The following is a 25,591-nucleotide window of genomic DNA, read 5'->3' on the forward strand; positions in this document are numbered from 1 at the left end:
CCTGACGCTTATCGTTCTCCGGCGCCTTACGCCGCGCGCTCGAAGATTGCGGCAATGCCCTGGCCGCCGCCGATACACATGGTTTCAAGCCCGTAGCGGCCGTCCCTGCGGACGAGTTCGCGGGTCAGATTGGCGAGGATGCGCCCGCCGGTCGCGCCGATCGGGTGGCCGAGCGAGATGCCCGAGCCGTTGACATTGAGGATTTCATTGCGGCTATCGTCATCGCTCCATCCCCAGCCCTTGAGCACGGCGAGCACCTGCGGCGCGAAGGCTTCGTTGAGCTCGACGAGGTCGATGTCGCCCCAGCCGAGGCCATTGCGCGCGAAGAGGCGTTCGACCGCAGGGACGGGGCCGATGCCCATGCGGCTGGGGTCGCAGCCGGCGGCAGCCGAGCTGTGGTACCAGGCGATAGGGGTAAGGCCGAGTTCGTCGAGCTTGTCCTCGGCGACGACGAGACAGGCGGCGGCGGCGTCATTCTGCTGGCTCGCGTTGCCTGCGGTCACGACGCCGCCTTCGAGCGGTTTGAGCTTGCCAAGCGATTCCAGCGTCGCGTCGGCGCGGTAGCCCTCGTCGTGGGCGAAGACGATGGCGTCGCCCTTTTTCTGCGGGACCGAGACGGGCACGAGTTCGTCGTCGAACAGGCCGTTCGCCCAGGCCGCGGCGGCGCGCTGGTGGCTGCGCACGGCATAAGCGTCGCACGCCTCGCGGCTGATGTCATAATCCTTCGCGAGATTTTCGGCGGTCTCGATCATGCCGGTGATGACGCCGAAGCGCTCGACCGGCTGCGACATGACGCGGCCGCGCGTCAGCCGGTCGTGGAGGGTGAGGTTGCCCGCGCGGATGCCCTTGCGGATATCGGTCGTATAATGTTCGACGTTCGACATCGATTCCACGCCGCCCGCGACGACGACGTCGGACATGCCGGTCTGGACCATCATCGCCGCGTTGACGACCGCCTGCAGCCCCGAGCCGCAGCGGCGGTCGAGCTGGTAGCCCGGCACCTCGAGCGGCAGGCCCGCGGCGAGCCACGACCAGTGGCCGATGCTGGGCGCCTCGGCGTTGCCGTAACCTTGGGAAAAAACGACGTCGTCGACGCGCGCGGGGTCGATCTTCGTGCGTTCCATCAGCGCCTTCAGAATGACAGCGCCGAGGTCGCCGGCGGCGATCGACGAGAGCGAGCCGCCGAACTTGCCGACGGCGGTGCGGATCGGGGCGACGATGGCGGCGCGGCGCAGGGTCATGTCATTCTCCAACTTTTCTTTTCCGTTCGCATCGAGCGAAGTCGAGATGCCGTTCTGGCCTGAGGGGCGTATCGACTACGCTCGACGCGAACGGGATAGGGTTTGCGTCATTTTTCGGCGACACCCACGATTCCCGCATCGATCAGGCGGGCGATTTCGCCCGAGGACAGGGACAAGCGCGAGGTCAGCACTTCTTCGGTATGTTGGCCATTGCGCGGGGCCGGGCGCGGGGGTTCGCGGTCCGCCTGCGGGATGGTCGCGAAAGCGCCCGCGGCGGGATAGGCGAAGCCGCTGGGGTTTTGCGCAGCGCCGAAGATCGGGTTGTTCGCGACGAGCGCGGGGTCGTTCGCGGCGTCGTGCATCGTGCGATAGGGCGAGTGGACGATGCCGCCCGCGTCGAAGGCGGCGGCGAGGTCGGCGTGGTCGCGCCCGGCGATCGCCTTTTCGAACAAGGGATAGAGCGCGTCGCGGTGATTGAAGCGGAGGCCGTCGTCCTTCGCGAACGACACGCCGCGCGCGGCCTCGATGCTCGCGATGGCGTCGCCGAGGTTCAGCGCGGCGATCAGGTTCGCCCATTGGCGCGGGGTGACGACGACGATCATCGTCCGCCGCCCGTCGCGGGTCACGAAATCGCGGCCGAACAGGCCGTAGACGGCGTTGCCGAGCCGCGGGCGGTTCTCGCCCGAATAGAGCACTTCGGCGATGCCGCCGAGGTTGGCGACGGTGCCGATCGCGACGTCCGACAAGGGGATGCGCACCTCGCCGCCTTCGCCGCTGACGCTGCGCCGCTGGATCGCGGCGAGCAGCGCGAAGGCGGCATAGGCGCCGGTTAGCAGGTCCCATGCGGGCAGCACATGGTTGACCGGTTCGGGGCCCGCGCCGGTGAGCATCGGATAGCCGACGCTGTTGTTCACGGTGTAGTCGAGCGCGGGCGAGCCGTCGGCCCAGCCCATCACGCGCACGGTGATCAGGTCGGGGCGGCCCTCCGCCAGCCTTTCGTGCGACAGGAAGCCGTCGACGGGGAAGTTGGTGACGAACTGGCCGGTGGCGCGCACCAGCTCCTGCAACAGCTCGCGGCCCTCGGGCCGGGACAGGTCGAGCGCGACCGACTTTTTCGCGCGGTTGAGATTTTCCCAATAGAGCGAGTTGTTCTCCGCCGTCACCGGCCAGCGCCGGAAATCGGGGCCGCCGCCGATCTGGTCGACGCGGATCACCTCGGCGCCGAACTGCGCGAGGTAGAGCCCGGTGGTGGGCGAGGCGACGAAGGACGAGGCTTCGATGACGGGGAGGTTGGGGAGGAGGTTATACATGGAATGCTCCGTCGCCCCCGCGAAGGCGGGGGCCGGTGTCGGCCTTGCCCTTCGCCGCCGGGTAAACCTCCAGCGGCCCCCGCCTTCGCGGGGGTGACGGGATATTCTCAGCCACCCTCACGCCGCCGCGAACTCGCGCAGCATATGCTTGGCGATCTGGAGCTGCAGGATCTGCGTCGTGCCTTCGTAGATGCGATAGATGCGCGCATCGCGGAAGAAACGCTCGGCGTCATATTCGGCAAGATAGCCCGCGCCGCCATAGACCTGGACGCAGGCGTCGACGACGCGGCCACACATTTCGCTGGCGAAGACCTTGAACGCCGCGGCCTTGCGCAGGACATTCTCGCCTGCGTCGGCGCGGCGCGTGACGTCCGCCATCATGCATTCGGCGGCGTAGATGTCGATCTCGCTCTGCGCGAGCATCTGCTGGATCAGTTGGAAGTTGGCGATCGGTTCGCCGAAGGCCTTGCGTTCGGTCGCGTAGCGGATCGCGCTGTCGAGCGCGCGGCGGGCGTAGGCGGTCGCGGCGGCGCCGACCGACATGCGGCCGTTGTCGAGGCTCATCATCGCATAGGCAAAGCCCTTGCCGAGTTCGCCGCCGAGCAAAGCTTCGCCGCCGACGCGGACATCCTCCATGATCACGTCGGCGATATGGCTGCCCGCCTGGCCCATCTTCTTGTCCGACTTGCCGATGGTGATGCCGGGGGCGTCGAAGGGCACGACAAAGGCCGAGACATGGGCGTTCTTGGGCAGATTTTCCTTGCTCGTCCGCGCCATGATCAGGCCGACCTTCGCGAAGGGCGAATTGGTGATGTAGCGTTTGGTGCCGTTGAGGACCCAGCCGTTGTCGGTCTGCGTCGCGGTGGTCTGGAGCCCCGCCGAGTCCGACCCTGAGCCCGGCTCGGTGAGGCCGAAGCAGGCGATCTCGCCCGCCGCGACGCGCGGCAGCCATTCGGCCTTCTGCGCCTCGGTGCCGCCATTCTTGAGCGCCGAGGCGAACATGCCGATGTTGATCGAGATGATCGAGCGGAACGCCGGCATGGCATAGCTGATCGTGTGGATCGTTTTGATATATTGGCTGACGTTCATCCCCGCGCCGCCATATTCCTCGGGGATCGTCAGACCGAAAAGGCCCATGTCGCGGAGTTCGGCGAGAATTTCGGCGGGGATTTCATCGCTCTCGATGATGTCCTTCTCGGCGGGGAGAAGGCGATCGCGCACATAGCGTTCGAGCTGTTCGATGAACTGGTCGAAGACGTCCGCGTCCATGCCGGGGTTGCTCATGGGCTTTTCCTCAGATCGGGTCGTAGGGGAAGACGTGCGCCGACACCTCGTCGGCGCGCGCGAAGGCGGGGCGGAAGGCGGGGATCAGTTCGTCGGCGATCGCCTCTGCGGTCCAACCCTCGAGCTTGGCCATCGAGCGGACCGGGCGCGGTTTCGAGAAGAGCAGGATCTCGTTCTTGCGGACGCTGAAGATCTGGTTGGTGACATCCCGCGACAGGTCGGACGCCAGATAGGCGACGAGCGGGGCGATCTTGTCGGGGGACATTTCCTGCAGGCGCTTGACGCGCTCCTGTTCGGCGGGGGTCGTCGCGGGGATCGACGAGGTCATGCGGCTCCACGCGAAGGGGGCGATGCAGTTCGAGCGGACGCCGACGCGCGCCATGTCGAGCGCGATCGACTGCGACAGCGCGACGACGCCGAGCTTGGCGGCGGAGTAATTGGCCTGGCCGATGTTGCCGATCAGCCCGCTGGTCGAGGTGAAGTGGATGAAGCTGCCCGACTGCTGCTCGCGGAAATAGGGCGTCGCGGCCTTCGACACGTTGAAGACGCCGGTGAGGTTGACCTCGATGACGCTTTTCCAGTCCTCGTAGCTCATCTTGTGCCAGATGGTGTCGCGCAGGATCCCGGCGTTGTTCACGACGGCGTCGATGCGGCCGAAGCGCGCGACGGCATCCTCGATGATCGAGGCGGCATCCTTGGGATTGGCGACGTTGCCGAAGTTGGCGGCGGCCTGGCCGCCCGCGGCAATAATGTCGTTCGCGGTGGTCTCGGCCGGAGCGGCATCGCCGCCGTCGCCCGCTTGCGCAACGCCGGGGTCGTTGACGAGGACGGCGGCCCCTTGCGCGGCGCAGTGCAGCGCGAGCTCGCGCCCGATGCCGCGCCCGGCGCCGGTGATCGCGACGACCTTTCCGTCCAGGCATCCGCTCATGGCCGCTCTCCCGTTCGATTCGCGTTGGTAGCGCGATATGCGGGTCGGTGCATCATTTCAACATTCAGAATTGATTTTTCATCATGTTGAAAATATTCGATGCGCGATGACCGGTCCTGTTCGCTCCGTCTCGCAAGCCTTTGCGATCCTCCGCCTGCTCGGCGATGCGGGCGCGTCGACGCTGTCGGACATCGGGCGCAGCGTCGGGCTCAGCCCGTCGAGCTGCCTCAACCTGTTGAAAACGCTTGTTGCCGAGGGGGCGATCGAGCGCGAGGGGGCGAGCAAACGCTATCGCCTGACCGCGCCGTGGCTGGCGACAGAGGCGCTGCGCGACAGCGCCGGCGCGCGGCTCGTCGACCGGGCGCTGCCGCGGATGGCGGCCTTCGCGCAAAGCACCGAGGCGGCGGTCGGCCTGTGGAAGATCGTGTCGCGCGACCGGATGCAGCTCGCGGTTCGGGCGGAAAGCGACGCGGGGATGCGCCTCAGCCTCGCCGACGACCAGCGCCAGCCGCTCGGCAGCGGCGCGGCGGGCCGGGCGATCGCGGCGGCGCAGGGCGTGGGGGAGGGCGAACTCGCGCGCCGCTATGCGCCCGTGCGCTGGCAGGCCGAGCTGCCGTTCGAGACCTATGCGCGGCAGGTGCGCGAGGCGGCGGCGCGCGGCTATGCGATCGACCAGGGCTATACGCACCGCGGCGTGTGGACCGTGGCGGCGGGGATGACGGGGATCGCGCCGGGTTTCTGCCTGTCGGCGTCGGTCGTTGCGGGGTCGCAGAGCGATGCGGGGATCGAGGCGCTGGGGGCGAAACTGATCGGCCTGCGCGACGAGTTGGTCGTGCAGGCCGCATAGCCAATGTTTCTTGTGCCGCCCCGGCCCGCATGTCAGGGACGCGCGCAAAGAATGCGCATTCCGTGGCGGAGGGATCGATGAAGTTCGACGTGGTGATCGTGGGGGCCGGGCACGGCGGCGCGCAGGTGGCGATCATGCTGCGCACGCAGAAGTTCGAGGGCAGCATTGCGATCATCGGCGACGAGCCCGAGCTTCCCTATGAGCGCCCGCCCTTGTCGAAGGAATATTTCGCGGGCGAGAAGGAATTCGAACGCATCCAGCTCCGCCCCGCCAAATATTGGGACGAGCGCGCGGTGACGATGCTGCTCGGCAAGCGCGTCGCGTCGGTCGATCCGGCCGGCCATACCGTGACCACCGATGGCGGCGAGACGATCGGCTATGGCAAGCTCGTCTGGGCGACCGGCGGGAGCCCGCGCATGCTGCCGATCCCCGGCGGCGACCTGCCCGGCGTGCAGGGGGTGCGCACGCGCGCCGATGCCGACGCGATGAAGGCGGCGTCGGAGACCGCGGGGCAGATCGTGGTGATCGGCGGCGGCTATATCGGGCTCGAGGCCGCGGCGGTGCTGCGCAAGGCGGGCAAGAAGGTCGTGCTGCTGGAAGCGCTCGACCGCGTCCTCGCGCGCGTTGCCGGGGTCGAATTGTCGCGCTTCTACGAGAAGGAGCATCGGGATCACGGCGTCGACCTGCGGCTCGGCGTGTGCGTCGATGCGATCGAGGGCGATACGCACGTCACCGGCGTCCGGCTCGCCGACGGCGAGGTCATCCCCGCCGATCTGGTGATCGTCGGCATCGGCATCGTGCCTGCGGTCGAACCGCTGATCGCGGCAGGCGCCGAGGGCGGCAACGGCGTGCTCGTCGACCGCCTGTGCAAGACGAGCCTGCCCGACATCTATGCGATCGGTGACTGCGCCGCGCATGTGAACGATTTTGCCGAAGGCGCGACGATCCGGCTGGAATCGGTGCAGAATGCCAATGACCAGGCAAATGTCGTCGCCAAGGGCATCGTCGGCGACGAAGCGCCCTATCATGCGATCCCCTGGTTCTGGTCGAACCAATATGATCTGAAGCTCCAGACCGCGGGCCTGTCCACCGGGCACGATCAGGCGGTGCTGCGCGGCGATCCCGCGACGCGCAGCTTTTCGATCGTCTATCTCAAGGGCGGGAAGGTCATTGCGCTCGACTGCGTCAACGCGACCAAGGATTATGTGCAGGGCCGCATGATCGTCACCGCAGGCCTCCGCGCCACGCCCGAGCAGCTTGCCGATACGGCTACACCGCTGAAGGCATTGCTGCCGGCTTAAGCCGGGGGCAGGGCAGGGTCGACGGGTTCGTCGCCGAGCGCTTTCTTCAGCGTCGCCTTGATGTTCCGGAGCAGGCGGCGCAGCGCGATGATCACGACGACCGCCGCGACCAGCATCAGCACCGCGATGACGATCGCAAGCGGCGGATAGGCGATCGCGAGCGCGAGCAGACCGCCCGTCGCGACATCCTCGCTGGTCGAGACCGCGACATTGCTGAACGGTTCGGGGCTGATGTTGACGACCGCACGCGTCGTTGCTTTCGCGCCGTGACTGAGCAACGCGCCGCCGCCGCCGAGCAGGAAGGCGACGACCTGCCAGGCCGGGTCCGAGCTGTCGACGAGCGCCAGCGCCAGCAGCGCGCCGCCGAGCGGGCGGATGAAGCTGTGGACCGAGTCCCACGCGGTATCGACCCACGCGACCTTGTCGGCGAAAAATTCGGCGAGCGTGCCAGTCGCGGCGACGCCGAGCACCCAGGGATTGGCGAGGATCTGCAGCGCCTTCAAATGCTCGGGCAGCGGCAGCCAGCCGAAATACATCGCGACGCCGGTCGCCAAAATGGTGAGGTAGAGCCGCCATCCCGCGAGCAGGCTGAGGCTGCCAGCGACGCCCAAAATTTCCAGTATTCCCATGGCGATGCTCCCCACGCCGGCCGGTTGTCGAAGGCATATCTTGCACCCGCCGAGGGTTGGCGGCAATGGCCCGTCGACGGCGCCGGATGACAAGCGGGCGAAGCCTGTTTATCGATCCCGCATGACCGACCTGCTTCCCACCCCAGACCCCGCACTGCCCGAAGGCGCCATCCCCGCCGCGACGCTCGTCATCATGCGACCCGCGGCGGACTGCGGCCCCGACGAGATATTGATGGTCAAACGAGCGACGAACATGGCTTTCGCCGCCGGTGCGGTCGTGTTTCCGGGCGGGCGGGTCGATCCCGACGACTATCTGGTCGCGCGCCGGCACGGCTTTGCGGACGCAGCCGAGGGCGCTGCGCGCGTGGCGGCGCTGCGCGAGACGCTGGAGGAAACCGGGCTTGCCGTCGGCTGGCCGGGGTTGGGCGAAGGCGAACTGGCCGAGGTCCGGCAGGCGCTGCTCGCCGGCACGCTGCTGTCGGCCATCCTCGAATCGCGCGGCGAGCGAATCGCATTGGATTCGCTCGTACCTTTCGCGCGCTGGTGCCCCAATTTCAAAGAGGCGCGGACATTCGATACGCGCTTCTATGCCGTCATGGCGCCGCCCCATGGTCACGAGCTGACAGTCGAAGAGGCCGAACACAGTCACATTTTTTGGTCGTCGGCACGCGAAACGCTCGCCATGGCCGATCGTGGCGACGTGTCGGTGATCTTCCCGACCCGGCGCAACCTCGAACGGCTTGCCGGGCAGCATGACTTTTCCAGCTTTGCCGCGCATGCCGGACAGTTCCCGGTCGAACTGGTCACCCCCTGGATCGAGGATCGCGACGGCCAGTCGCACCTGTGCATTCCGGGGCACTTGGGATACCCCGTTACCAGCGAGCCTTTTGACCGGGTCCGGCGCGGTTAATTTAACACCAAATTGGCTGGATTTCCTAGATTTAGCAATTTCATAACAATTGCGGATTAGGCCAAATCGTCGTTGCAATTGGCGACGACACTGCCTACACATACTGAGCAGAGTCAGGCCGGGGATAAAAATCGCTGGTGTGATTCGAGAAGACTAGTTTTTCCAGTGGACGGAGAAAATGATGAACCTGTTTAAGAAAGCTGCTGTTTCTCTCGCAGCAGTGTCGATGCTCGCAGCTCCGGTTGCCGCTTCGGCCCAGACCCGCGCAGCGTCGGACGTTGCCGGCGAAAGCGAACTCGAAGGCAGCACCAGCTGGATCATCGCGATCGTTGCTCTGGCCGCTATCATCGGTGGCATCGTGATCGCGTCGGACAACAACAGCGACACCCCGACCAGCCCGTAATTTAGCGGCTGATCGCTCTATACCGAAAGGCTCCGAGCTTCGGCTCGGGGCCTTTTGTGCGTTTCCGGTTTGAGAATTTCACTTTTTGTAACAGCGACGACCGGGCCGGCGGAGGCCGGTTCGCATCAAAGCGTGATGTTGCGCGCCGCGCGCGATCGCGCGATCGGGATCGCCTGCCGCGCACGATCGCGCGCTTCGCCCGCGATCGGCGCGATCGCGAGGTCGAAACCACCGTCGCCGCTGCTGTTGCTCGCCTCGGCCTCGGCGAGGACGATGCCCCAGGGATCGCTGACGAGGCTGTGGCCATAGGTCGCGCGGCCGTCGGCGTGTGTGCCAGCCTGCGCGGCGGCGAGAATATGGCAACCGGTCTCGATCGCGCGCGCGCGGAGCAAAATGTGCCAATGGGCCTCGCCGGTCGAGACGGTGAAGGCCGCGGGCACGGCGATGATCTCTGCGCCGCCCTCGACGAGCGCGCGATAGAGTTCGGGAAAGCGGATGTCGTAGCAGATGGTGAGGCCGAGCCGCCCGATCGGCGTATCGACGACGGCGATCGCATCGCCCCCGGCATAGGCCGCCGATTCGGTCCAATTCTCCCCCGACGGCAGCGTCACGTCGAACATGTGGATCTTGTCATAGCGTGCCACGATCTCGCCGCTCGCCGCGATGACATGGCTGCGGTTGACGCGCTTGGCGCCGTCGTCGGACAGGAGCGGCATCGATCCCGTATGGAGCCACAGTCCGTGGCGCCGCGCCATGTCCTGCAACGCCGCGGGCCAGGGGCTGTCGGCCTCGCGCGCCACATGCGCGCCCGATCGCGCGCGGTCGCGGTCGAGCAGCAGCGACATTTCGGGGAGGAAGGCCATCGCCGCGCCCGCATCGGCGGCGGCGGCCATGGCCTTGTCGATCGTACTCAGGTTCGCGTCGGGATCGATCCCGCTCGTCATCTGGACGAGCGCGGCGAGCGGGGCGGCGGTGGCGGACACGGTCATGCGGTCTGGCTAGGCCGATGATCGGCGCCGGGCAAGCGTTCGTCTAAGTTCAGTGGCCAGCAAGGTTCGAACGCGATAAGGTGAGCCAATGTCTTATTCTCCCGCGCCGCCGCGTCTTCGTTTCTCCCGCTCGCTTACAACCGCCTGCGCCGCCGCGACCGCGCTCGCGCTGCTTCCCATGGGGGCGGCTGCGCAGGATGCGCCGACAGCGGTGGCGGCGCCGGTCAATCCGAAGAATGCGGACTGGCTCTATGCCGGCAGCGACATCCCGCGCGATACCGCATGGAAATTCGGCGTGCTCCCGAACGGCGTCCGATACGCCGTCCGCAACAATGGCGTGCCCCCCGGCCAGGTGTCGATCCGCGTCCGCATGGATGTCGGTTCGATGTTCGAGACCGACAAGGAACGCGGCTTTGCCCATCTGCTCGAGCATCTGACCTTCCGCGGATCGGAGCATATTCCCGACGGCGAGGCCAAGCGTATCTGGCAGCGGTTCGGCGTTACCTTCGGCAGCGATTCCAACGCGCAGACGACGCCGACGCAGACCGTCTATCAGCTCGATATCCCGAGCGTGACCCCGGCGACGCTCGACGAGAGCATGAAATTGCTGTCGGGCATGGTGCGCGAGCCGCTGATTTCCGACACGGCGGTCACCGCCGAGCGCGGCGTCGTGATGTCCGAGCTGCGCGAATCCGACGGTCCGCAAAAGCGCATCGCCGATGCGACCACGGCGCATCTTTTCGCCGGGCAGCTGCTTGGCGACCGCTCGCCGATCGGCACCAATGAATCGCTCGCCGCGGCGCGCGCCGATACGGTGCGGGCGTTCCACGACCGCTGGTACCGGCCGGAGCGCGCGGTGGTGGTGATCGCCGGCGACGGCGACCCGGCCGAATTCGAGCGGCTCATCGCGAAATATTATGGCGACTGGCGCGGCAGCGGCGCAGCGGTAAAGCAGCCCGATTTCGGCAAGCCCGACCCCAAGGCGCCGGTCGCGAAGGCGATCGTCGAGGCAAACCAGCCGCTCGCGCTGACGCTGGCGATGATCCGCCCGTGGAAAAAGCGCATCGACACGGTGGAAAATACCCGGCGGCTCTACCTGGAGTTCATCGCGCAGGCGCTGGTCAACCGCCGCCTCGAAAATCGCGCGCGGGCGGGGGGCAGCTATCTCGTCGCCACCGTCGAGCAGCAATATGTCAGCCGCAGCGCCGACGTCACGATGGCGCAGATCGTTCCGCTCAGCGACTGGCAGGCGGCGCTCGCCGACGTGCGCGGGGTGATCGCCGATGCGGTGCAGACGCCGCCGTCGCAGGCCGACATCGACCGCGAGGCGAACGAAATCCAGGCGTTCCTCCAGAAGGAACTCGACAACGCCCGCAACGAGCCGGGCGCGCGGCTCGCCGACGACATCGTGCGCGCGGTCGACATCAGCGAGGTCGTGACCAGCCCGCAGGGGCAGGTCGACATGTTCAAGGCGATCCGCGCCTCGGCGACGCCGCAGGTGATGCTCGACATCAGCCGCGCGATCTTCGCCGCGCCGGTGACGCGCATCGTGCTGACGACGCCGACGCCGGTCGCGGGCGGCGACGGCGCGCTGCTCGCGGCGCTGGCGGCGCCCGCCAAGGCGCGCGACGATCGGCTCGCCGCGGCCAAGGTTGATTTCAGCCAACTGCCGGCGATCGGAACGCCCGGCACGATCACCTCTTCGGCGCTGCTCCCGGGCCTGCGCGCCGAGCGGATCGAATTCGCGAACGGCGTCACCGCGCTTGTCTCGAACAATCGCGTCGAGCCCGGCAAGGTGCGCGTCAACGTGCGCTTCGGATCGGGCAACCGCAGCGTCGCCGCCGATGCGCCGAACCTGCTGTGGACCGGCGATTACGCGCTGTTGGCGAGCGGCATCGGGCCGTGGGGTCAGAACGAGATCGACCAGCTGACCAACGGCCGCCAGATCCAGATGAATTTCTCCATCGAGGACGACGCGTTCGAGCTGGCGGCCGAAAGCCGCCCGGCCGACCTGGCCGACCAGATGAAGCTGATCGCGGGCCAATTGTCGCAGCCGCGCTGGGATGCGGCGCCGGTCGAGCGCCTGCGGGTCGGTTTCCTCACCGGCTACGACCTCAACGATGCGACCCCCAACGCAGTGCTCGACCGCAATCTGCGCGGTTGGCTGACGGGCAACGACGCCCGCTGGACGCCGCCCGAGAAGGCCGAGATTTCGGCGCTGACCCCCGCTGCTTTCCGCGCCTTCTGGGAACCGCGGCTGGCGAGCGGGCCGATCGAGGTGCAGCTGTTCGGCGATCTGGCGTCGGTCGACTATCGCAAGATCCTGGCCGAGACGCTGGGCGCGCTGCCGCCGCGGGGGCCGGTTGCGCCGCCGTCGGGGCAGCAGGTCGCCTTCGCCAAGCATAATGTCACGCCGGAGATCGCCTATCACCGCGGCGAAAAGGGGCAGGCCGCGGCGATGACGGCGTGGCCGACGAGCGGCGGGCTCGGCAGCCCGCGCGACCAGCGCGCGATGGATGTGCTCGCGGCGATCTTCAACGATCGTCTCTTCGACCGGCTGCGCGCCGAACAGGGCGCGAGCTATGGCCCCGTGGTCGACAGCCATTGGCCGACCGGGTTCGAGGGCAGCGGGGGATATCTGCTGGTCGGCAGCCTGCTCGCGCCGAAGGACATCGACCGCTTCTATGGCATCGCCCGCGACATCGCGGCCGACCTCGTCGCCAATCCGGTCGGCGCCGACGAACTGGCGCGCAATGCGGGGCCGATCCGCGAGCAGGTCGCGCGCGCCTCGACGGGCAATGTCTATTGGATGTTCCTGCTCGAAGGCGCGACGCGCGATCCGCGCGTCACCGCGCAGGCGCTGTCGATCGAACAGGATATTTCCAGCGTCACCGCGGCCGATGTCCAGCGGCTGGCGAAACAATATCTGCAACCGTCGCGGCAATGGTCGCTGGCGATCCTGCCGACGGGGATGACGCTGGCCGAGGCGAGCGCGCTGAACACGGCCGCGGCCGCGGGCGGGCGCTAGATTGTATCGACATTCGGCCCCTGGCTGCCTGCAAATGCCGATTTTCCGTACTTCCGGCGCGCGCGTGGCGAAGTACGCCGGGCTCCGGTTCGCGTAAAATCACCATTTCCGGCTCACCCTGAGCCGAATGTCCGGACAAGCTAGGCGTTGCCGCCGTTCTCGACCGGCCGCCGCGTCTTGCGAATGCGGGGCTCGCGGTCGAGCTGACCCTTGGTCATGATGTCGTGGCGCATCTTGGCGCGGACGTCGTGGATCGAGGCGATCACCGGCCCCATCGCAACGCCGAGGTCGATCAGCACCGCCTCGGCCAGTTGCAGCGAGCTTTCGAGCGTTTCGGGCACCGCGTCGTTCGCGCCGGCCTGATAGAGCGCGGCGGCATGATCGGCGTCGCGCGCGCGGCTGATCACCGGCAGGTCGGGATATTTCTGCTTGAGCTGGCGCGTCATGCGCAGTTGCTGCACCGGGTCGTCCATCGTCAGCACGATCGCGTTCGCGGTCTCGATGCCCAGCTTGTCGAGGCTGCCCGGGCGCGCGACGTCGGCGAAGCGCACCTTGAAGCCGTCGCGCCGTGCCGCAGCGACCGTGTCGATATCGGCATCGACGGCGATATAGGGGCGGCCATGCTCGCGCAGCAGCTCGGCGACCGTATGGCCGACGCGGCCGAAACCCACGACCACGGTGCGGCCTTCGGGGGTCTCGTCGGCCTGCGCGTCGCCGCTGCGCATTTCGATGCGGCGGGCGATGTCGTGGCCGACGCGGGCAAGCAGCGGCGTGATGGTGAGGCCGATGGCGGTGACCAACTGCCAGAACTCCGCGGTGTCGCGGCTGATGATCTGCGCCTGCAGCGCGGTCGCGAGCACGATCAGGGTGGTTTCGGACGGGCTCGCCATCAACAGCCCGACCTCGGCGGCGGTGCCGCGCCGCGCCATGCCCGAAAAGCGCAGCAGCGCGGCGGTGACGATCGCCTTCACTGCGACGACGCCGACCACCGCCGCGATCAGCTGCGGCCAATATTCGGCGACGGTCTTGAGGTCCACGCCCATGCCGACGCTGATCAGGAAGACCCCGAGCGCGAGGCCCTTGAACGGCGCGGTGATCGCCTCGACCTCGTTATGATATTCGGTTTCGGCGATCATCAGGCCCGCGAGCAGCGCGCCGACGATCGGCGACAGGCCGACCGCGGCGGTCGCCATGGCCGCGACGATGACGACGAGCAGGCTGGCGGCGAGGAACAGTTCGGGGTCTTTCGCGCGTGCGGCTTGCGCAAAGATACGCGGCAGCAGGAACCAGCCGGCGGCGGCCAGGACCGCCACGACGACGGCGCCTTGCCACAGGGTCGTCAGGAACATTTCGGCGCCGTCCCCCGCCGCAGTGGGCGACAGCGCGGCGAGGACGAAGATGATCGGGACCAGCGCCAGATCCTCGAACAGCAGCATGGAAAAGGACGCGCGGCCGACCGCCGATTTGGTGCCCGCGATCGGCAGCACCAGTGCGGTCGACGAGAGCGCGAGCGCGATGCCGAGGCCATAGGCGGCGGGCAGCGAATGATCGCCGAACAGCAGCAGCGCGCTGCCGAGGAGCAATCCGCCGAGCGTCAGTTCGGCGGCGCCGATGCCGAACACCAATTTTCTGAGTTGCCACAGGCGGCGGAAGGACAGTTCGAGCCCGATCGAGAAGAGCAGCAGGATGATGCCGAACTCGGCGAAGAGCGCGATATCCTCGGTCGATCCGATCGTGACATGCTTCAGCCAGGGATAATCGGCGGCGAGCGAGCCGAGGCCCGACGGGCCGACCAGCAGTCCGACGAGGATGAAGCCGATCACCGGCGAAATCTTGAAGCGCGCAAAAGCGGGGATGACGATGCCCGCCGCGCCCAGCACCACCAGCGCGTTGCCGATGGCCGACGTTTCCTGTTCCGATACCATAGGGGCCGACCTTATGCAGGCCGGCCCCGATTGGCTAGGCTGTTAAAGCCACTTTTCAGACCGTCATCCCGGCCTGCGCCGGGACGACGAAACAAGATCAGGCGCCCATCTTCTTGTCGAGGTTCTCGACGATCGCCTCGAAGAAGCCCTCGGTCGTCAGCCAGTTCTGGTCGGGACCGATGAGGAGCGCGAGGTCCTTGGTCATCTTGCCGCTTTCGACCGTCGCGACGCAGACCTTTTCGAGGTCGTCGGCGAACTTGATCAGCGCCGCATTGTCGTCGAGCTTGCCGCGGTGCTTGAGGCCGCCGGTCCAGGCGAAGATCGACGCGATCGGGTTGGTCGAGGTCGCCTTGCCCTGCTGGTGCATGCGGTAGTGGCGGGTGACGGTGCCGTGCGCGGCTTCGGATTCGACCGTCTGGCCGTCGGGGGTCATCAGCACGCTGGTCATCAGGCCGAGCGAGCCGAAGCCCTGCGCGACGGTGTCCGACTGGACGTCGCCGTCGTAATTCTTGCAGGCCCAGACGAACTTGCCCGACCATTTGAGCGCCGAGGCGACCATGTCGTCGATCAGGCGATGCTCGTAGACGATGCCGAGCGCGTCGAACTTCGCCTTGAATTCAGCCTGGAACACTTCCTCGAACAGATCCTTGAAACGGCCGTCATAGGCTTTCAGGATCGTATTCTTGGTCGACAGATACACCGGCCATTCGCGGGCGAGGCCATAGTTCAGGCTGGCGCGCGCGAAGTCGCGGATCGAATCGTCGAGATTGTACATCCCCATCGCGACGCCCGCCGAGGGGAACTGGAAGACTTCCTCGTCGATCAGCGTGCCGTCCTCGCCCTCGAACACCAGGCGCAGCTTGCCGGGGCCGGGGACGCGGAAATCGGTCGCCTTATACTGGTCGCCGAACGCGTGGCGGCCGACGACGATGGGGTCGGTCCAGCCGGGGACGAGGCGCGGGACATTCTTCATGACGATCGGTTCGCGGAACACGACGCCGCCCAGGATGTTGCGGATCGTGCCGTTCGGCGACTTCCACATCTTCTTGAGGCCGAATTCCTCGACGCGCGCTTCGTCGGGGGTGATGGTCGCGCACTTCACGCCGACGCCGTACTTCTTGATCGCGTTCGCGGCTTCGACGGTGATCTTGTCGTCGGTGCGGTCGCGCTCCTCGATGCCGAGGTCGTAATAATGCAGGTCGATGTCGAGGTAGGGCAGGATAAGCCGTTCGCGGATCCATTGCCAGATGATCCGGGTCATTTCGTCGCCGTCGAGTTCGACGACCGGGTTGGCTACCTTGATCTTGCCCATGCGTTAAGCCTTTTTCCTTGGGGAGTCGGAGTTGCAGCGGGCCTTAAGCAAAGCCGGGCGATTGATCAATGGCCGCGTCGCAGCCGGCCTGGCAGCCAAAGTGCCGCCCAAGTGGCAGCGATGTCGGTGCTTATGCATTGTCTATATGAAAGCTGCCCCCTAGAAAGACCGCCATGTCCACAACCATCTCTTCCAACCGCCCCGGCGGCGGCATCAAGTGGCGCTGGCCTTCGATCCATCCCGAAGGCCGCAAGTTCGTGCTGATCGCGGGGATCGTCACCCTCTGCTTCTGGCTGCTCGGCTGGGATATCCTCGGCTGGCTGATGCTGGGGGTCACCATCTGGATCGGCACCTTCTTCCGCGACCCGGTGCGCGTGACGCCGACCGGCAGCGACATCGTGATCGCGCCCGCCGACGGGCTGGTCACCCAGATCGCCGAGGTTGCGCCGCCGCCCGAGATTGCCGGCCCCGACGGGCTGAACGATCCGCTGATGCTGCGCGTCTCGATTTTCATGAGCGTGTTCGATGTCCACATCAACCGCACGCCGGTCGCCGGTACGCTGCGCAAGCTCGTCTATATTCCCGGCAAGTTCGTGAACGCCGACCTCGACAAGGCGAGCGAGGAGAATGAGCGCCAGCATTTCGTCGTCGAACGCGCCGACGGGGTGCGGATCGGCTTCACCCAGATCGCGGGCCTGGTCGCGCGGCGCATCCTGCCCTTCGTCAGCATGGGAACCGAGCTCACGACCGGCCAGCGCGTCGGCCTGATCCGCTTCGGCAGCCGCGTCGACGTCTATCTGCCCGCGGGCACGACGCCGCAGGTCCTGCTCGGCCAGCGCGCGCTGGCGGGCGAGACGGTGATCGCGCGGCTCGGCACGTCCGAAATCCTCGACGGCATCGGCCAGTAAGATGGCGGAAAGCGAGCAGCCGGCGGCCGACGCCGAGCGGCGCCGCATCGGCGGGATTCCGCTGCGCGCCTTCGCGCCGAACGCCATCACGCTGCTGGCCTTGTGCTCGGGATTGACCGGGGTCCGCTTCGCGATCGGCCAGGAATGGAGCGCCGCGATCACGATGATCATCGTCGCCGGGGTGCTCGACGGCATGGACGGACGCATTGCGCGGCTGCTGCGCGCGCAGAGCAAGTTCGGGGCCGAGCTCGATTCCCTGTCCGACGTGATCGCCTTCGGCGTCGCGCCGGCGATGATCCTGTTCCTCTGGTCGCTGCAATATGCGCCGAAGTTCGGCTGGACCGCCGCGCTCGCGCTCGCGGTCTGCTGCGCCTTGCGTCTCGCGCGCTTCAATTCGCGCATGGACGCCGATTTCCAGCCGCACAAGTCGGCGGGGTTCAACACCGGCATTCCGGCGCCGGCCGGGGCCGGGCTGTCGTTCGTGCCCGTCTATCTGTGGCTGGTGACCGGGCACGACCTGTTCCGTGAATGGTATGTCGTCATGCCCTGGTCGCTGGGCGTCGCGATGCTGATGATCTCGGCGATCCCGACCTATAGCTGGGCGTCGATCCGCCTGCGCCGGTCGTGGCGCCTGTTCGCGCTGGCGGGGGTCGGGCTGCTGGGCGCCGCGCTGGTCACCGCGCCATGGCTGACGCTGCTCGCGGTGTGCGCGGTCTATGCGGCGACGCTGCCGTTCGGCGTCGCGAGCTATGCGAAGGTCAGGCGGCGCGGCTGAGCTGCGGGCGGGCGGTGATCGCGCGCGAAATGTGACGGCGCGGGGCCGACGGACGCAGCTTGATCACGGTCGCAGGGGGCTGCGGCGCGGTATTCGCAGGGAAGGCGCCTTCGCCGGCCAGCGCCGAGAGAATGGCATCGCCGTTGGTCTTGAGCATCGCGAGAATCACCATCAGGCCAAGCCCGGCGGCGAGGGCGAAGAGGAGAGCGGCGGCGACCTGAACCATTTTGTTCCCTTTCGGCTTCTTTCGTGCGAAACCTGCTGGGAGCTACGGTTTCGGTACGCTTTTCGTTCCATGTTCCTGTTTTGTTCTCAAGCAAAATGCGACGAACGGAGTCGCTTTGTCGCCGAAATGAAGATTTCGGCTGCGACGACCGGCCGGCATATTCGGTCGAAAAGCGGCGCGCGGCGCTTGCTTTTGGTGGCCAACCCGTCTAACGGCCCGCCCATTCCACATGGAAGGCGCACATCACCGGTGCCGGGATCATCCGCTTGCGGAACCCGGTTCTTGCTTTCCAGAGGACTAACCGGAAGGAGAAAGACTATGGCGGCACCTGTCGTCACGATGCAGAATCTTATCGAAGCTGGCGCCCACTTCGGCCACCAGACCCACCGTTGGAACCCGCGCATGAAGCCGTATATCTTCGGCGCGCGCAACGGCATCCACATCCTCGACCTGTCGCAGACCGTGCCGCTGTTCGCGCGCGCGCTCGACTTCATCGCCTCGACCTCGGCCGCCGGCGGCAAGGTGCTGTTCGTCGGCACCAAGCGCCAGGCGCAGGGCCCGATCGCCGATGCGGCCCGCGCGTCGGGTCAGCATTTCGTCAACCACCGCTGGCTGGGCGGCATGCTCACCAACTGGAAGACGATCTCGAACTCGATCAAGCGTTTGAAGACGCTCGAAGAGCAGCTTTCGGGCGACACCTCGGGCCTCACCAAGAAGGAAGTGCTCAACCGCACCCGCGAACGCGACAAGCTGGAAATGTCGCTCGGCGGCATCCGCGACATGGGCGGCATCCCCGACGTGATGTTCGTGATCGACGCGAACAAGGAAGAGCTGGCGATCAAGGAAGCCAACGTCCTCGGCATCCCCGTCGTCGCGATCCTCGATTCGAACGTCTCGCCCGATGGCATCGCCTTTCCGGTTCCGGCGAACGATGACGCCGCGCGCGCCATCCGCCTTTACTGCGACGCGGTTGCCCAGGCGGCGACCCGTGGCGGCCAGCAGGCCCGCGCCGATCGCGGCGAAGACCTGGGCGCGGCGGTCGAGCCCGTCGCCGAACCGGCGCTGACCGAAGAAGCCCCGGCCGCCGAAGCGGCTGCCGCGGTGACCGAGGACGAACAGGTCCCGGCCGAGGCCGCCGCCGAAACCGAACGTCAGAGCGACGCCTAATCCGCTCTGTTGGTGACGGGACGGCGCGGCGCCACGCTCGCGCCGTCCCTGTCATCGCTTTGACTTATCGCCCCGCCATGCGCGCGGGCGTCCCGCGGGCCGAAACGCGCCCGCCGTTTTGGAAAGGAATATCCCATGGCTGAAATCACGGCCGCTCTCGTCAAGGAACTGCGCGACCGCACCGGCGCCGGCATGATGGACTGCAAAAAGGCGCTCGCCGAAAATGGCGGCGACATCGAGGCGTCGATCGACTGGCTGCGCACTAAGGGCCTCGCCGCCGCCGCCAAGAAGGCCGGCCGCGTCGCCGCCGAAGGCCTCGTCGGCTTCGCCACCGACGGCACCAAGGGTGCGCTGGTCGAAGTGAACAGCGAAACCGACTTCGTCGGCAAGAACGAGCAGTTCCAGGAATTCGTCCGCGAAGTGACCAAGGTCGCGCTCGCGAACAACATCACCGACATCGACGCGCTGGGCGCGGCGGCCTATCCGACCGGCGGCACCGTCGCGGAAAAGCTGACCAGCAACATCGCGACGATCGGTGAAAACCAGTCGCTGCGCCGCGCCGCCATCCTGTCGGTCGGCTCGGGCGTCGTGACGGGCTATGTCCATAATGCGGCCGCGCCCGGCATGGGCAAGATCGGCGTGCTGATCGCGCTCGAATCGAGCGCGGGCGCCGACGTTCTGGAGCCGCTGGGCAAGCAGCTGGCGATGCACGTCGCTGCGGCGAACCCGCTGGCGCTGAACGGCGACGACCTCGACGCCGACCTGGTCGCGCGCGAACGCGCGATCGCCGAGGAAAAGGCCGCCCAGTCGGGCAAGCCCGCCGAGATCGTCGCGAAGATGGTCGACGGTGCGATCGCCAAGTACCGCAAGGAAAACGCGCTGCTGTCGCAGCTGTTCGTGATCGACGGCAAGACCCCGGTCGCCGAAGTCGTCGCGGCAGCCGGCAAGGATGTCGGCGCTGCGATCACGCTCAAGGGCTTCGTCCGCTTCCAGCTCGGTGAAGGCATCGAGAAGGAAGAAAGCGACTTCGCGGCAGAAGTCGCGGCGGCCGCCGGCGTTTGATTAATTAGGGGCTGTCCCTCATTTCCTCGTCACCCTGAACTTGTTTCAGGGTCCATGGCCGGACCTTCCGGTCTCCGCAGGCTCAGAAGGCGAAAGCCGGGCCATGGATGCTGAAACAAGTTCAGCATGACGAAGTGAAGGGAGCGCGGCAGTCCGCTTGGCAATGGCGCGCGCCTTCACTAGGGTGCGCGCCATTCGCATATGTTGAGTTTGCAAGAGGTTCCCCCCGACATGGCTTTGCCCGGCATGAAACGCATTTTGCTCAAGCTGTCGGGCGAGGCGCTGATGGGATCGACCCCCTTCGGCATCGACCCCGAAACCGTCGCGAGCATGGCCGCCGAGGTCAAGGAGGCGAAGGATCGCGGGCTCGAAATCTGCCTCGTCATCGGCGGCGGCAATATCTTTCGCGGCATGGCGGGCGCCGCCAAGGGCATGGACCGCGCGCAGGCCGATTATATGGGCATGCTCGCGACCGTGATGAACGCGCTCGCGATGCAGAACGCGCTCGAACAGCTTGGCGTCCAGACGCGCGTCCAGTCGGCGATCGAGATGGACAAGGTGTGCGAGCCGGTGATCCGCCGCCGCGCCGAGCGCCATCTCGAAAAAGGCCGCGTCGTGATCTTTGCCGCGGGCGTCGGCGCGCCCTATTTCACCACCGACAGCGGCGCCGCGCTGCGCGCCGCCGAGATGAAGTGCGATGCGCTGCTGAAAGGGACCAGCGTCGACGGCGTGTATAATGCCGATCCCAAGAAGGATGCCTCGGCGGTGCGCTATGACACGCTGAGCTATGACCGCGTCCTCGCCGACAATCTGAAGGTCATGGACGCGAGCGCGGTGGCGCTCTGCCGCGACAACCATATCCCGATCGTGGTGTTCAACATTCGCGAGCCCGGCAATCTGGCGCGCGTGCTGGCCGGCGAGGGCGTTTCGACCGTCGTCGGCGAAGCCGGCTGACCAACCGCCGCCCCGCGACGCCCCGGAAGCATAAGAGAGGAAAGACAGATGGCGAAATATGACAAGGCCGATCTCGAGCGCCGCATGCACGGCGCGGTCGAATCGCTGAAGGGCGACCTTGGCGGCCTCCGTACCGGCCGCGCGCACACCGCGCTGCTCGATCCGGTGACGGTCGAGGTCTATGGCAGCCACATGCCGCTGAACCAGGTTGCCTCGGTCAGCGCGCCCGAACCACGGATGCTGTCGGTGCAGGTGTGGGACAAGTCGAACGTCGGCCCGGTCGACAAGGCGATCCGCTCGGCGGGGCTCGGCCTCAACCCGATCGTCGACGGCCAGACGCTGCGCCTGCCGATTCCCGAAATGACGCAGGAGCGCCGCAAGGAGCTGTCGAAGTTGGCGGGGCAATATGCCGAAAAGGCGCGCGTCGCCGTCCGCAACGTCCGCCGCGACGGCATGGACAATCTGAAGCAGGACGAGAACAAGAAGGAAATCAGCGAGGACGAGCGCAAGCGCGCCGAGGCCGAGGTCCAAAAGCTGACCGACGCGACGATCGCCGAAATCGACGCCGCGGCGACCGCGAAGGAAAAGGAAATCCTGGGCTAGTGCTTTTTCGGGCTCACCCCTCAGCCGTTCGGGCTGAGCTTGTCGAAGCCCCGTCCTTTTCTTCAAGAGGAAAGAACGGCCCTTCGACAGGCTCAGGGCGAACGGAATTCTAGGTTTCTCCGGTGTCTGAAACTCATCACGGTGCGCGCCACGTCGCGATCATCATGGACGGCAACGGCCGCTGGGCCAAGAAGCGCCTGCTGCCGCGCATCGCCGGGCACCGGGCGGGGGTCGAGGCGGTGCGCACGATCGTCCGCGCGGCGGGCGACCTCGGCATCGAGGCGATGACGCTCTATGCCTTCAGCTCCGAAAACTGGAAACGGCCCGAGGAAGAGGTCAACGACCTGATGGGGCTGATGAAGCGCTTCATCATCTCCGACCTCGACGAATTCGCCGCCAATGACGTACGGCTCAAGGTCATCGGCGACTGGCGCGGGCTTGCCCCCGACGTCGTCGCGTTGATCGAGAATGCGCTCGAACGCACGGCGGGCAACAAGCGTACGACGCTGGCGGTCGCGCTCAACTATGGCGCGCAGGACGAGCTGGTCCGCGCCGCCGGGGCGGCGGCGGCGGCGGGCGCGATTACGGCAGAGGCGATCGAGGCGCATCTCGACACCGCCGACATGCCGCCGCTCGACCTGCTCATCCGCACCTCGGGCGAGATGCGATTGTCGAACTTCCTGCTCTGGCAGTCGGCCTATGCCGAGCTGTATTTCACCGACATATTGTGGCCCGACTTCAAGCCCGCCGACCTGCAGGCGGCGCTCGACCATTTTGCGCGGCGCGAACGCCGCTACGGGGGATTATAGGATATGGCCGCGGCAAAGTCTGACCTCTGGACGCGCGTGGGATCGGCGATCGTGCTTTTCGCGATCGCGGGCATGGCGCTCTGGTTCGGCGGCATCGCCTTCGGCCTGTTGCTGCTCGTCGGCGGCGCGCTGGTGGTCGTCGAATGGCTCGCGCTCGTCCGCGCGATGACGCTGGGCGGCGGCGCGAAGACGGCGCTCAATATCCTGGGCCCGCTGGCGATCCTCGGCGCGATCGCGGGGCTCTGGTACATTCGCGATCATCTGGGCATGACCGCGGCGCTCTGGGTCTTCGGCATGGTCTGGGCGACCGACATCGGCGCCTATTTCGCGGGCCGCGCCTTTGGCGGCACGCGGCTGGCGCCGCGGATCAGCCCTTCGAAGACCTGGTCGGGACTGATCGGCGGCATGATCGCGGCGCTCGTCGTCGGCTCGACGGTCGCCGACCGCGGCGGCATCGTCGGGGTGCCGCTGTGGATCGGCCTCGTCATGGGCCTGATCGCGCAGCTCGGCGATCTTGGCGAAAGCTGGATGAAGCGCCGGGCGGGCGCCAAGGATTCGGGCAAGCTGATCCCCGGCCATGGCGGGCTGTTCGACCGCGTCGATGGGCTGCTGCCCGTCGCGCTCATTCTCGGCGCGCTGGCGTACGCCGGGCAGATCGCGATCCGGGGCTGAGATGACGCGCCGCCTCTCCCTGTTCGGCGCCACCGGATCGGTCGGTCAATCGACCCTCGATCTTGTGCGGCGCGACGGCGAGGCGTGGGATGTCGCGGTCCTGACCGCCAATTGCGACGTCGCCGAACTGGCGAAGCTCGCCAAGGAATTTCGGCCTGATGTCGCGGTCGTCGCCGATGAAAGCTGCCACGAGGCGCTGAAGGCGGCGCTCGCCGGGACGGGGATCGAAACCGCGGCCGGCGCCGCCGCGCTCGTCGAAGCGGCGCAGCGTCCGACCGACCTCGTGATGGCGGCGATCGTCGGCACCGCGGGCCTCGCGCCGACGATGGCGGCGCTCGAGGCCGGCACTGACGTCGCCCTCGCCAACAAGGAAGCACTCGTGTCCGCGGGCGCGTTGATGACGGCGGCGGCGCGGAAATCGGGCGCGACGATCCTGCCCGTCGACAGCGAGCATAATGCGATCTTTCAGTGCCTCGCGGGCGGACGGATCGACCAGGTGCGCCGCATCATCCTGACCGCGAGCGGCGGGCCGTTCCGCACCATGACTGCCGAGGACATGGCGCGCGTCACCCCGGCGCAGGCTGTCGCGCACCCCAATTGGTCGATGGGCGCGAAGATCAGCGTCGACAGCGCGACCATGATGAACAAGGGCCTTGAACTGATCGAGGCGCATCACCTGTTTCCCGTCGGGCTCGACCGTATCGAAATCCTGGTCCACCCGCAGTCGGTGATCCACAGCCTGGTCGAATATGTCGATTGTTCGACGCTGGCGCAGCTCGGCTCCCCGGACATGCGGATTCCGATCGCCTCGGCGCTCGCCTGGCCGCAGCGGATGGCGACGCCGTGCGCGCCGCTCGACCTTGCGAACATCGCGCGGCTGGACTTCGAGGCGCCCGACGAGGTCCGCTTTCCCGCGACCGCGCTCTGCCGCGCCGCGATCGCCGAGGGCGGCGCGCGCCCGGCGCAACTCAACGCGGCGAACGAGGTGGCGGTCGCTGCTTTCCTGGCGGGGCGCATTTCCTTCCCCGCGATCGTCGATACGGTTCGCCGCGTGATCGACGCCGGGGCGCCGGCGGTTCCGACCTCGCTTCAGGACATATTCAGCGTCGATGGCGCATCGCGCGCCGCCGCCCAGCATTTTGTGGACCAATACGAACATGCTTGAAGCTCCCGGTATTCCCTTCACGATCCTTGCGTTCCTGCTCGTCTTGGGGCCGCTCGTGTTCGTCCATGAATATGGCCATTACATCGTCGGCCGCTTGTGCGGGGTGAAGGCGGACACCTTTTCGATCGGCTTCGGGCGCAAGATTTTGGGCTGGACCGACAAGCGCGGCACCGAATGGAAGATCGGCTGGCTGCCGCTCGGCGGCTATGTCCAGTTTGCGGGCGACCGCGACGCGGTCAGCCAGCCCGACGCCAACTGGAAGAACCTGCCCGACGACATCCGCTCGCACAGCTTCCCTGCGCAGCCCGTGTGGAAGCGCGCGGCGATCGTCGTTGCGGGGCCGGTGACCAATTTCCTGTTCGCGATCCTCATCCTCGCGAGCTTTGCCTGGATCGGCGGCACCCCGACGAATCCGCCGGTCGCGGGCCAGGTGATGGCCGGGTCGGCGGCGCAAGAGGCCGGCATCCGGCCGGGCGACCGCATCCTTGCGGTCGACGGGCGCGCGATGGAGGTGTTCACCGACATCCCGATGGCGGTCGCGCACCGCGCCGGCGAGCCGATGGACGTCCGCATCCTGCGCAGCGGCGCCGAGCAGACCGTGCGCCTGACGCCCAAGCTCGTCACCGAAAAGGATGAGTTCGGCAACGCGTTCAAGCGCGGACTGATCGGTATCAGCCCCGGCACCATCGTGTTCCAGAAGGTCTCGTTTCCCGAAGCGGTCGCGGTGGGCTTTCGCCAGACCGGCCAGATCGTGCGCCAGACGGGCGAGGTGCTCGGCCAGATCGTCACCGGCAATCGCTCGATCAAGGATATGAGCGGGCCGCTCAACATGGCGAAGGTGTCGGGCGAGCGGGCGGCGGTCGGCGTCGCCTCGCTGATCTTCCTCGCGGCGCTGATCTCCATCAATCTGGGGTTCATCAACCTGTTGCCATTGCCGATGCTCGATGGCGGTCATTTGCTTTTCTACGCCTATGAGGCGATCCGGCGCCGCCCTGCGCCGCCCCAGGCGCAGGAATGGGCGTTCCGATTCGGCTTCATGGCGATCGTGACGTTGATGCTGGTCGTGACTTTCAATGATTTGGGCTCATTCGGCCTTTGGGACCGGATCGCGCGCTTGATTGGATAGACGGACTGGTGCAGGAG

At 66.9% G+C, this 25,591-nt stretch carries 24 protein-coding genes; 15 read left to right on the plus strand and 9 right to left on the minus strand.

Annotation, left to right across the window (positions count from 1 at the left end):
* Positions 1–26: 26 nt before the first annotated feature.
* From ATE67_RS00555 to ATE67_RS00570, 4 genes are all read right to left on the minus strand, one after another.
* A complete protein-coding gene (locus tag ATE67_RS00555; protein WP_058815200.1) occupies positions 27–1,241 on the minus strand; it encodes an acetyl-CoA C-acetyltransferase in 1,215 nt (404 codons plus the stop codon).
* 107 nt (positions 1,242–1,348) lie between these two features.
* Entirely contained in the window at positions 1,349–2,551 is a 1,203-nt protein-coding gene (locus tag ATE67_RS00560; protein ID WP_058814758.1) for a CoA transferase, read from the minus strand.
* A gap of 117 nt (positions 2,552–2,668) precedes the next feature.
* Positions 2,669–3,835 (minus strand): acyl-CoA dehydrogenase family protein, encoded by a 1,167-nt coding sequence (locus ATE67_RS00565; RefSeq protein WP_058814759.1) that lies wholly within the window; start codon positions 3,833–3,835, stop codon positions 2,669–2,671.
* Positions 3,836–3,845: 10 nt separating this feature from the next.
* Positions 3,846–4,763 carry an SDR family NAD(P)-dependent oxidoreductase gene (locus tag ATE67_RS00570; RefSeq protein ID WP_058814760.1) on the minus strand — a complete coding sequence of 306 codons (918 nt, stop codon included), beginning with the start codon at positions 4,761–4,763 and terminating at the stop codon, positions 3,846–3,848.
* A gap of 106 nt (positions 4,764–4,869) precedes the next feature.
* Here ATE67_RS00570 and ATE67_RS00575 point away from each other — a divergent pair, with 106 nt between their 5' ends.
* Positions 4,870–5,610, plus strand: coding sequence for a helix-turn-helix domain-containing protein (locus tag ATE67_RS00575; RefSeq protein ID WP_058814761.1), 741 nt, complete (start codon positions 4,870–4,872; stop codon positions 5,608–5,610).
* Between the two features lie 77 nt (positions 5,611–5,687).
* Positions 5,688–6,911: an NAD(P)/FAD-dependent oxidoreductase gene (locus tag ATE67_RS00580; protein WP_058814762.1), complete on the plus strand. Its 1,224-nt coding sequence runs from the start codon at positions 5,688–5,690 to the stop codon at positions 6,909–6,911.
* Here ATE67_RS00580 and ATE67_RS00585 read toward each other — a convergent pair.
* Complete coding sequence (locus ATE67_RS00585; RefSeq protein ID WP_058814763.1) at positions 6,908–7,540, minus strand: DUF4126 domain-containing protein; 633 nt, start codon at positions 7,538–7,540, stop codon at positions 6,908–6,910. The two genes, ATE67_RS00580 and ATE67_RS00585, sit on opposite strands and share 4 nt — an antisense overlap.
* Positions 7,541–7,661: 121 nt before the next feature.
* Between ATE67_RS00585 and ATE67_RS00590 the strand changes: the two genes are divergently transcribed.
* Together ATE67_RS00590 and ATE67_RS00595 are read left to right on the plus strand one after the other, a co-directional pair.
* Positions 7,662–8,450, plus strand: coding sequence for an NUDIX hydrolase (locus ATE67_RS00590; RefSeq protein WP_058814764.1), 789 nt, complete (start codon positions 7,662–7,664; stop codon positions 8,448–8,450).
* 181 nt (positions 8,451–8,631) lie between these two features.
* Positions 8,632–8,853 (plus strand): hypothetical protein, encoded by a 222-nt coding sequence (locus ATE67_RS00595; protein WP_058814765.1) that lies wholly within the window; start codon positions 8,632–8,634, stop codon positions 8,851–8,853.
* A gap of 125 nt (positions 8,854–8,978) precedes the next feature.
* On the opposite strand, the gene ATE67_RS00600 is transcribed toward ATE67_RS00595, so the two are convergent.
* Positions 8,979–9,842, minus strand: coding sequence for a carbon-nitrogen hydrolase family protein (locus ATE67_RS00600; protein ID WP_058814766.1), 864 nt, complete (start codon positions 9,840–9,842; stop codon positions 8,979–8,981).
* A gap of 88 nt (positions 9,843–9,930) precedes the next feature.
* Between ATE67_RS00600 and ATE67_RS00605 the strand changes: the two genes are divergently transcribed.
* On the plus strand, positions 9,931–12,870 hold the full coding sequence (locus ATE67_RS00605; protein WP_058814767.1) for a M16 family metallopeptidase: 2,940 nt from the start codon (positions 9,931–9,933) through the stop codon (positions 12,868–12,870).
* 140 nt (positions 12,871–13,010) lie between these two features.
* Here the strand turns inward: ATE67_RS00605 and ATE67_RS00610 are convergent, their stop codons facing one another.
* Together ATE67_RS00610 and ATE67_RS00615 are read right to left on the minus strand one after the other, a co-directional pair.
* Positions 13,011–14,795, minus strand: coding sequence for a cation:proton antiporter domain-containing protein (locus tag ATE67_RS00610; RefSeq protein ID WP_058814768.1), 1,785 nt, complete (start codon positions 14,793–14,795; stop codon positions 13,011–13,013).
* Positions 14,796–14,892: 97 nt separating this feature from the next.
* Positions 14,893–16,107 (minus strand): NADP-dependent isocitrate dehydrogenase, encoded by a 1,215-nt coding sequence (locus ATE67_RS00615; protein WP_058814769.1) that lies wholly within the window; start codon positions 16,105–16,107, stop codon positions 14,893–14,895.
* Between the two features lie 173 nt (positions 16,108–16,280).
* Between ATE67_RS00615 and ATE67_RS00620 the strand changes: the two genes are divergently transcribed.
* Together ATE67_RS00620 and ATE67_RS00625 are read left to right on the plus strand one after the other, a co-directional pair.
* On the plus strand, positions 16,281–17,015 hold the full coding sequence (locus ATE67_RS00620) for a phosphatidylserine decarboxylase (RefSeq protein ID WP_058814770.1): 735 nt from the start codon (positions 16,281–16,283) through the stop codon (positions 17,013–17,015).
* Between the two features lies 1 nt (position 17,016).
* A complete protein-coding gene (locus ATE67_RS00625; protein WP_058814771.1) occupies positions 17,017–17,790 on the plus strand; it encodes a CDP-alcohol phosphatidyltransferase family protein in 774 nt (257 codons plus the stop codon).
* Here the strand turns inward: ATE67_RS00625 and ATE67_RS00630 are convergent.
* Entirely contained in the window at positions 17,774–18,016 is a 243-nt protein-coding gene (locus tag ATE67_RS00630; RefSeq protein WP_058814772.1) for a hypothetical protein, read from the minus strand. The genes ATE67_RS00625 and ATE67_RS00630 overlap by 17 nt on opposite strands.
* A gap of 318 nt (positions 18,017–18,334) precedes the next feature.
* Here ATE67_RS00630 and rpsB point away from each other — a divergent pair, with 318 nt between their 5' ends.
* The 8 genes from rpsB (at position 18,335) to rseP (ending at position 25,574) form a co-directional block, all read left to right on the plus strand.
* Positions 18,335–19,183 (plus strand): 30S ribosomal protein S2, encoded by an 849-nt coding sequence (gene rpsB / locus ATE67_RS00635; protein ID WP_058814773.1) that lies wholly within the window; start codon positions 18,335–18,337, stop codon positions 19,181–19,183.
* Positions 19,184–19,318: 135 nt separating this feature from the next.
* Complete coding sequence (tsf, locus tag ATE67_RS00640) at positions 19,319–20,245, plus strand: translation elongation factor Ts (RefSeq protein WP_058814774.1); 927 nt, start codon at positions 19,319–19,321, stop codon at positions 20,243–20,245.
* 231 nt (positions 20,246–20,476) lie between these two features.
* The gene (gene pyrH / locus ATE67_RS00645; RefSeq protein WP_058814775.1) at positions 20,477–21,199 is read left to right on the plus strand and encodes a UMP kinase; all 723 of its coding nucleotides are present in this window, start codon (positions 20,477–20,479) and stop codon (positions 21,197–21,199) included.
* A gap of 48 nt (positions 21,200–21,247) precedes the next feature.
* A complete protein-coding gene (gene frr, locus ATE67_RS00650; RefSeq protein WP_058814776.1) occupies positions 21,248–21,802 on the plus strand; it encodes a ribosome recycling factor in 555 nt (184 codons plus the stop codon).
* Between the two features lie 122 nt (positions 21,803–21,924).
* A complete protein-coding gene (gene uppS, locus ATE67_RS00655; protein ID WP_082660121.1) occupies positions 21,925–22,611 on the plus strand; it encodes a polyprenyl diphosphate synthase in 687 nt (228 codons plus the stop codon).
* Positions 22,612–22,614: 3 nt separating this feature from the next.
* Positions 22,615–23,283 (plus strand): phosphatidate cytidylyltransferase, encoded by a 669-nt coding sequence (locus tag ATE67_RS00660; protein WP_058814778.1) that lies wholly within the window; start codon positions 22,615–22,617, stop codon positions 23,281–23,283.
* Position 23,284: 1 nt separating this feature from the next.
* Positions 23,285–24,448, plus strand: coding sequence for a 1-deoxy-D-xylulose-5-phosphate reductoisomerase (locus ATE67_RS00665; RefSeq protein ID WP_058814779.1), 1,164 nt, complete (start codon positions 23,285–23,287; stop codon positions 24,446–24,448).
* Positions 24,441–25,574 carry an RIP metalloprotease RseP gene (gene rseP / locus ATE67_RS00670; RefSeq protein WP_058815201.1) on the plus strand — a complete coding sequence of 378 codons (1,134 nt, stop codon included), beginning with the start codon at positions 24,441–24,443 and terminating at the stop codon, positions 25,572–25,574. Before ATE67_RS00665 ends, rseP begins: the two co-directional genes overlap by 8 nt.
* The last annotated feature ends 17 nt before the right edge of the window (positions 25,575–25,591 follow it).

It is taken from the genome of Sphingopyxis sp. H050, assembly GCF_001468265.1.
In the GTDB taxonomy this organism is placed as follows: Bacteria; Pseudomonadota; Alphaproteobacteria; order Sphingomonadales; family Sphingomonadaceae; genus Sphingopyxis.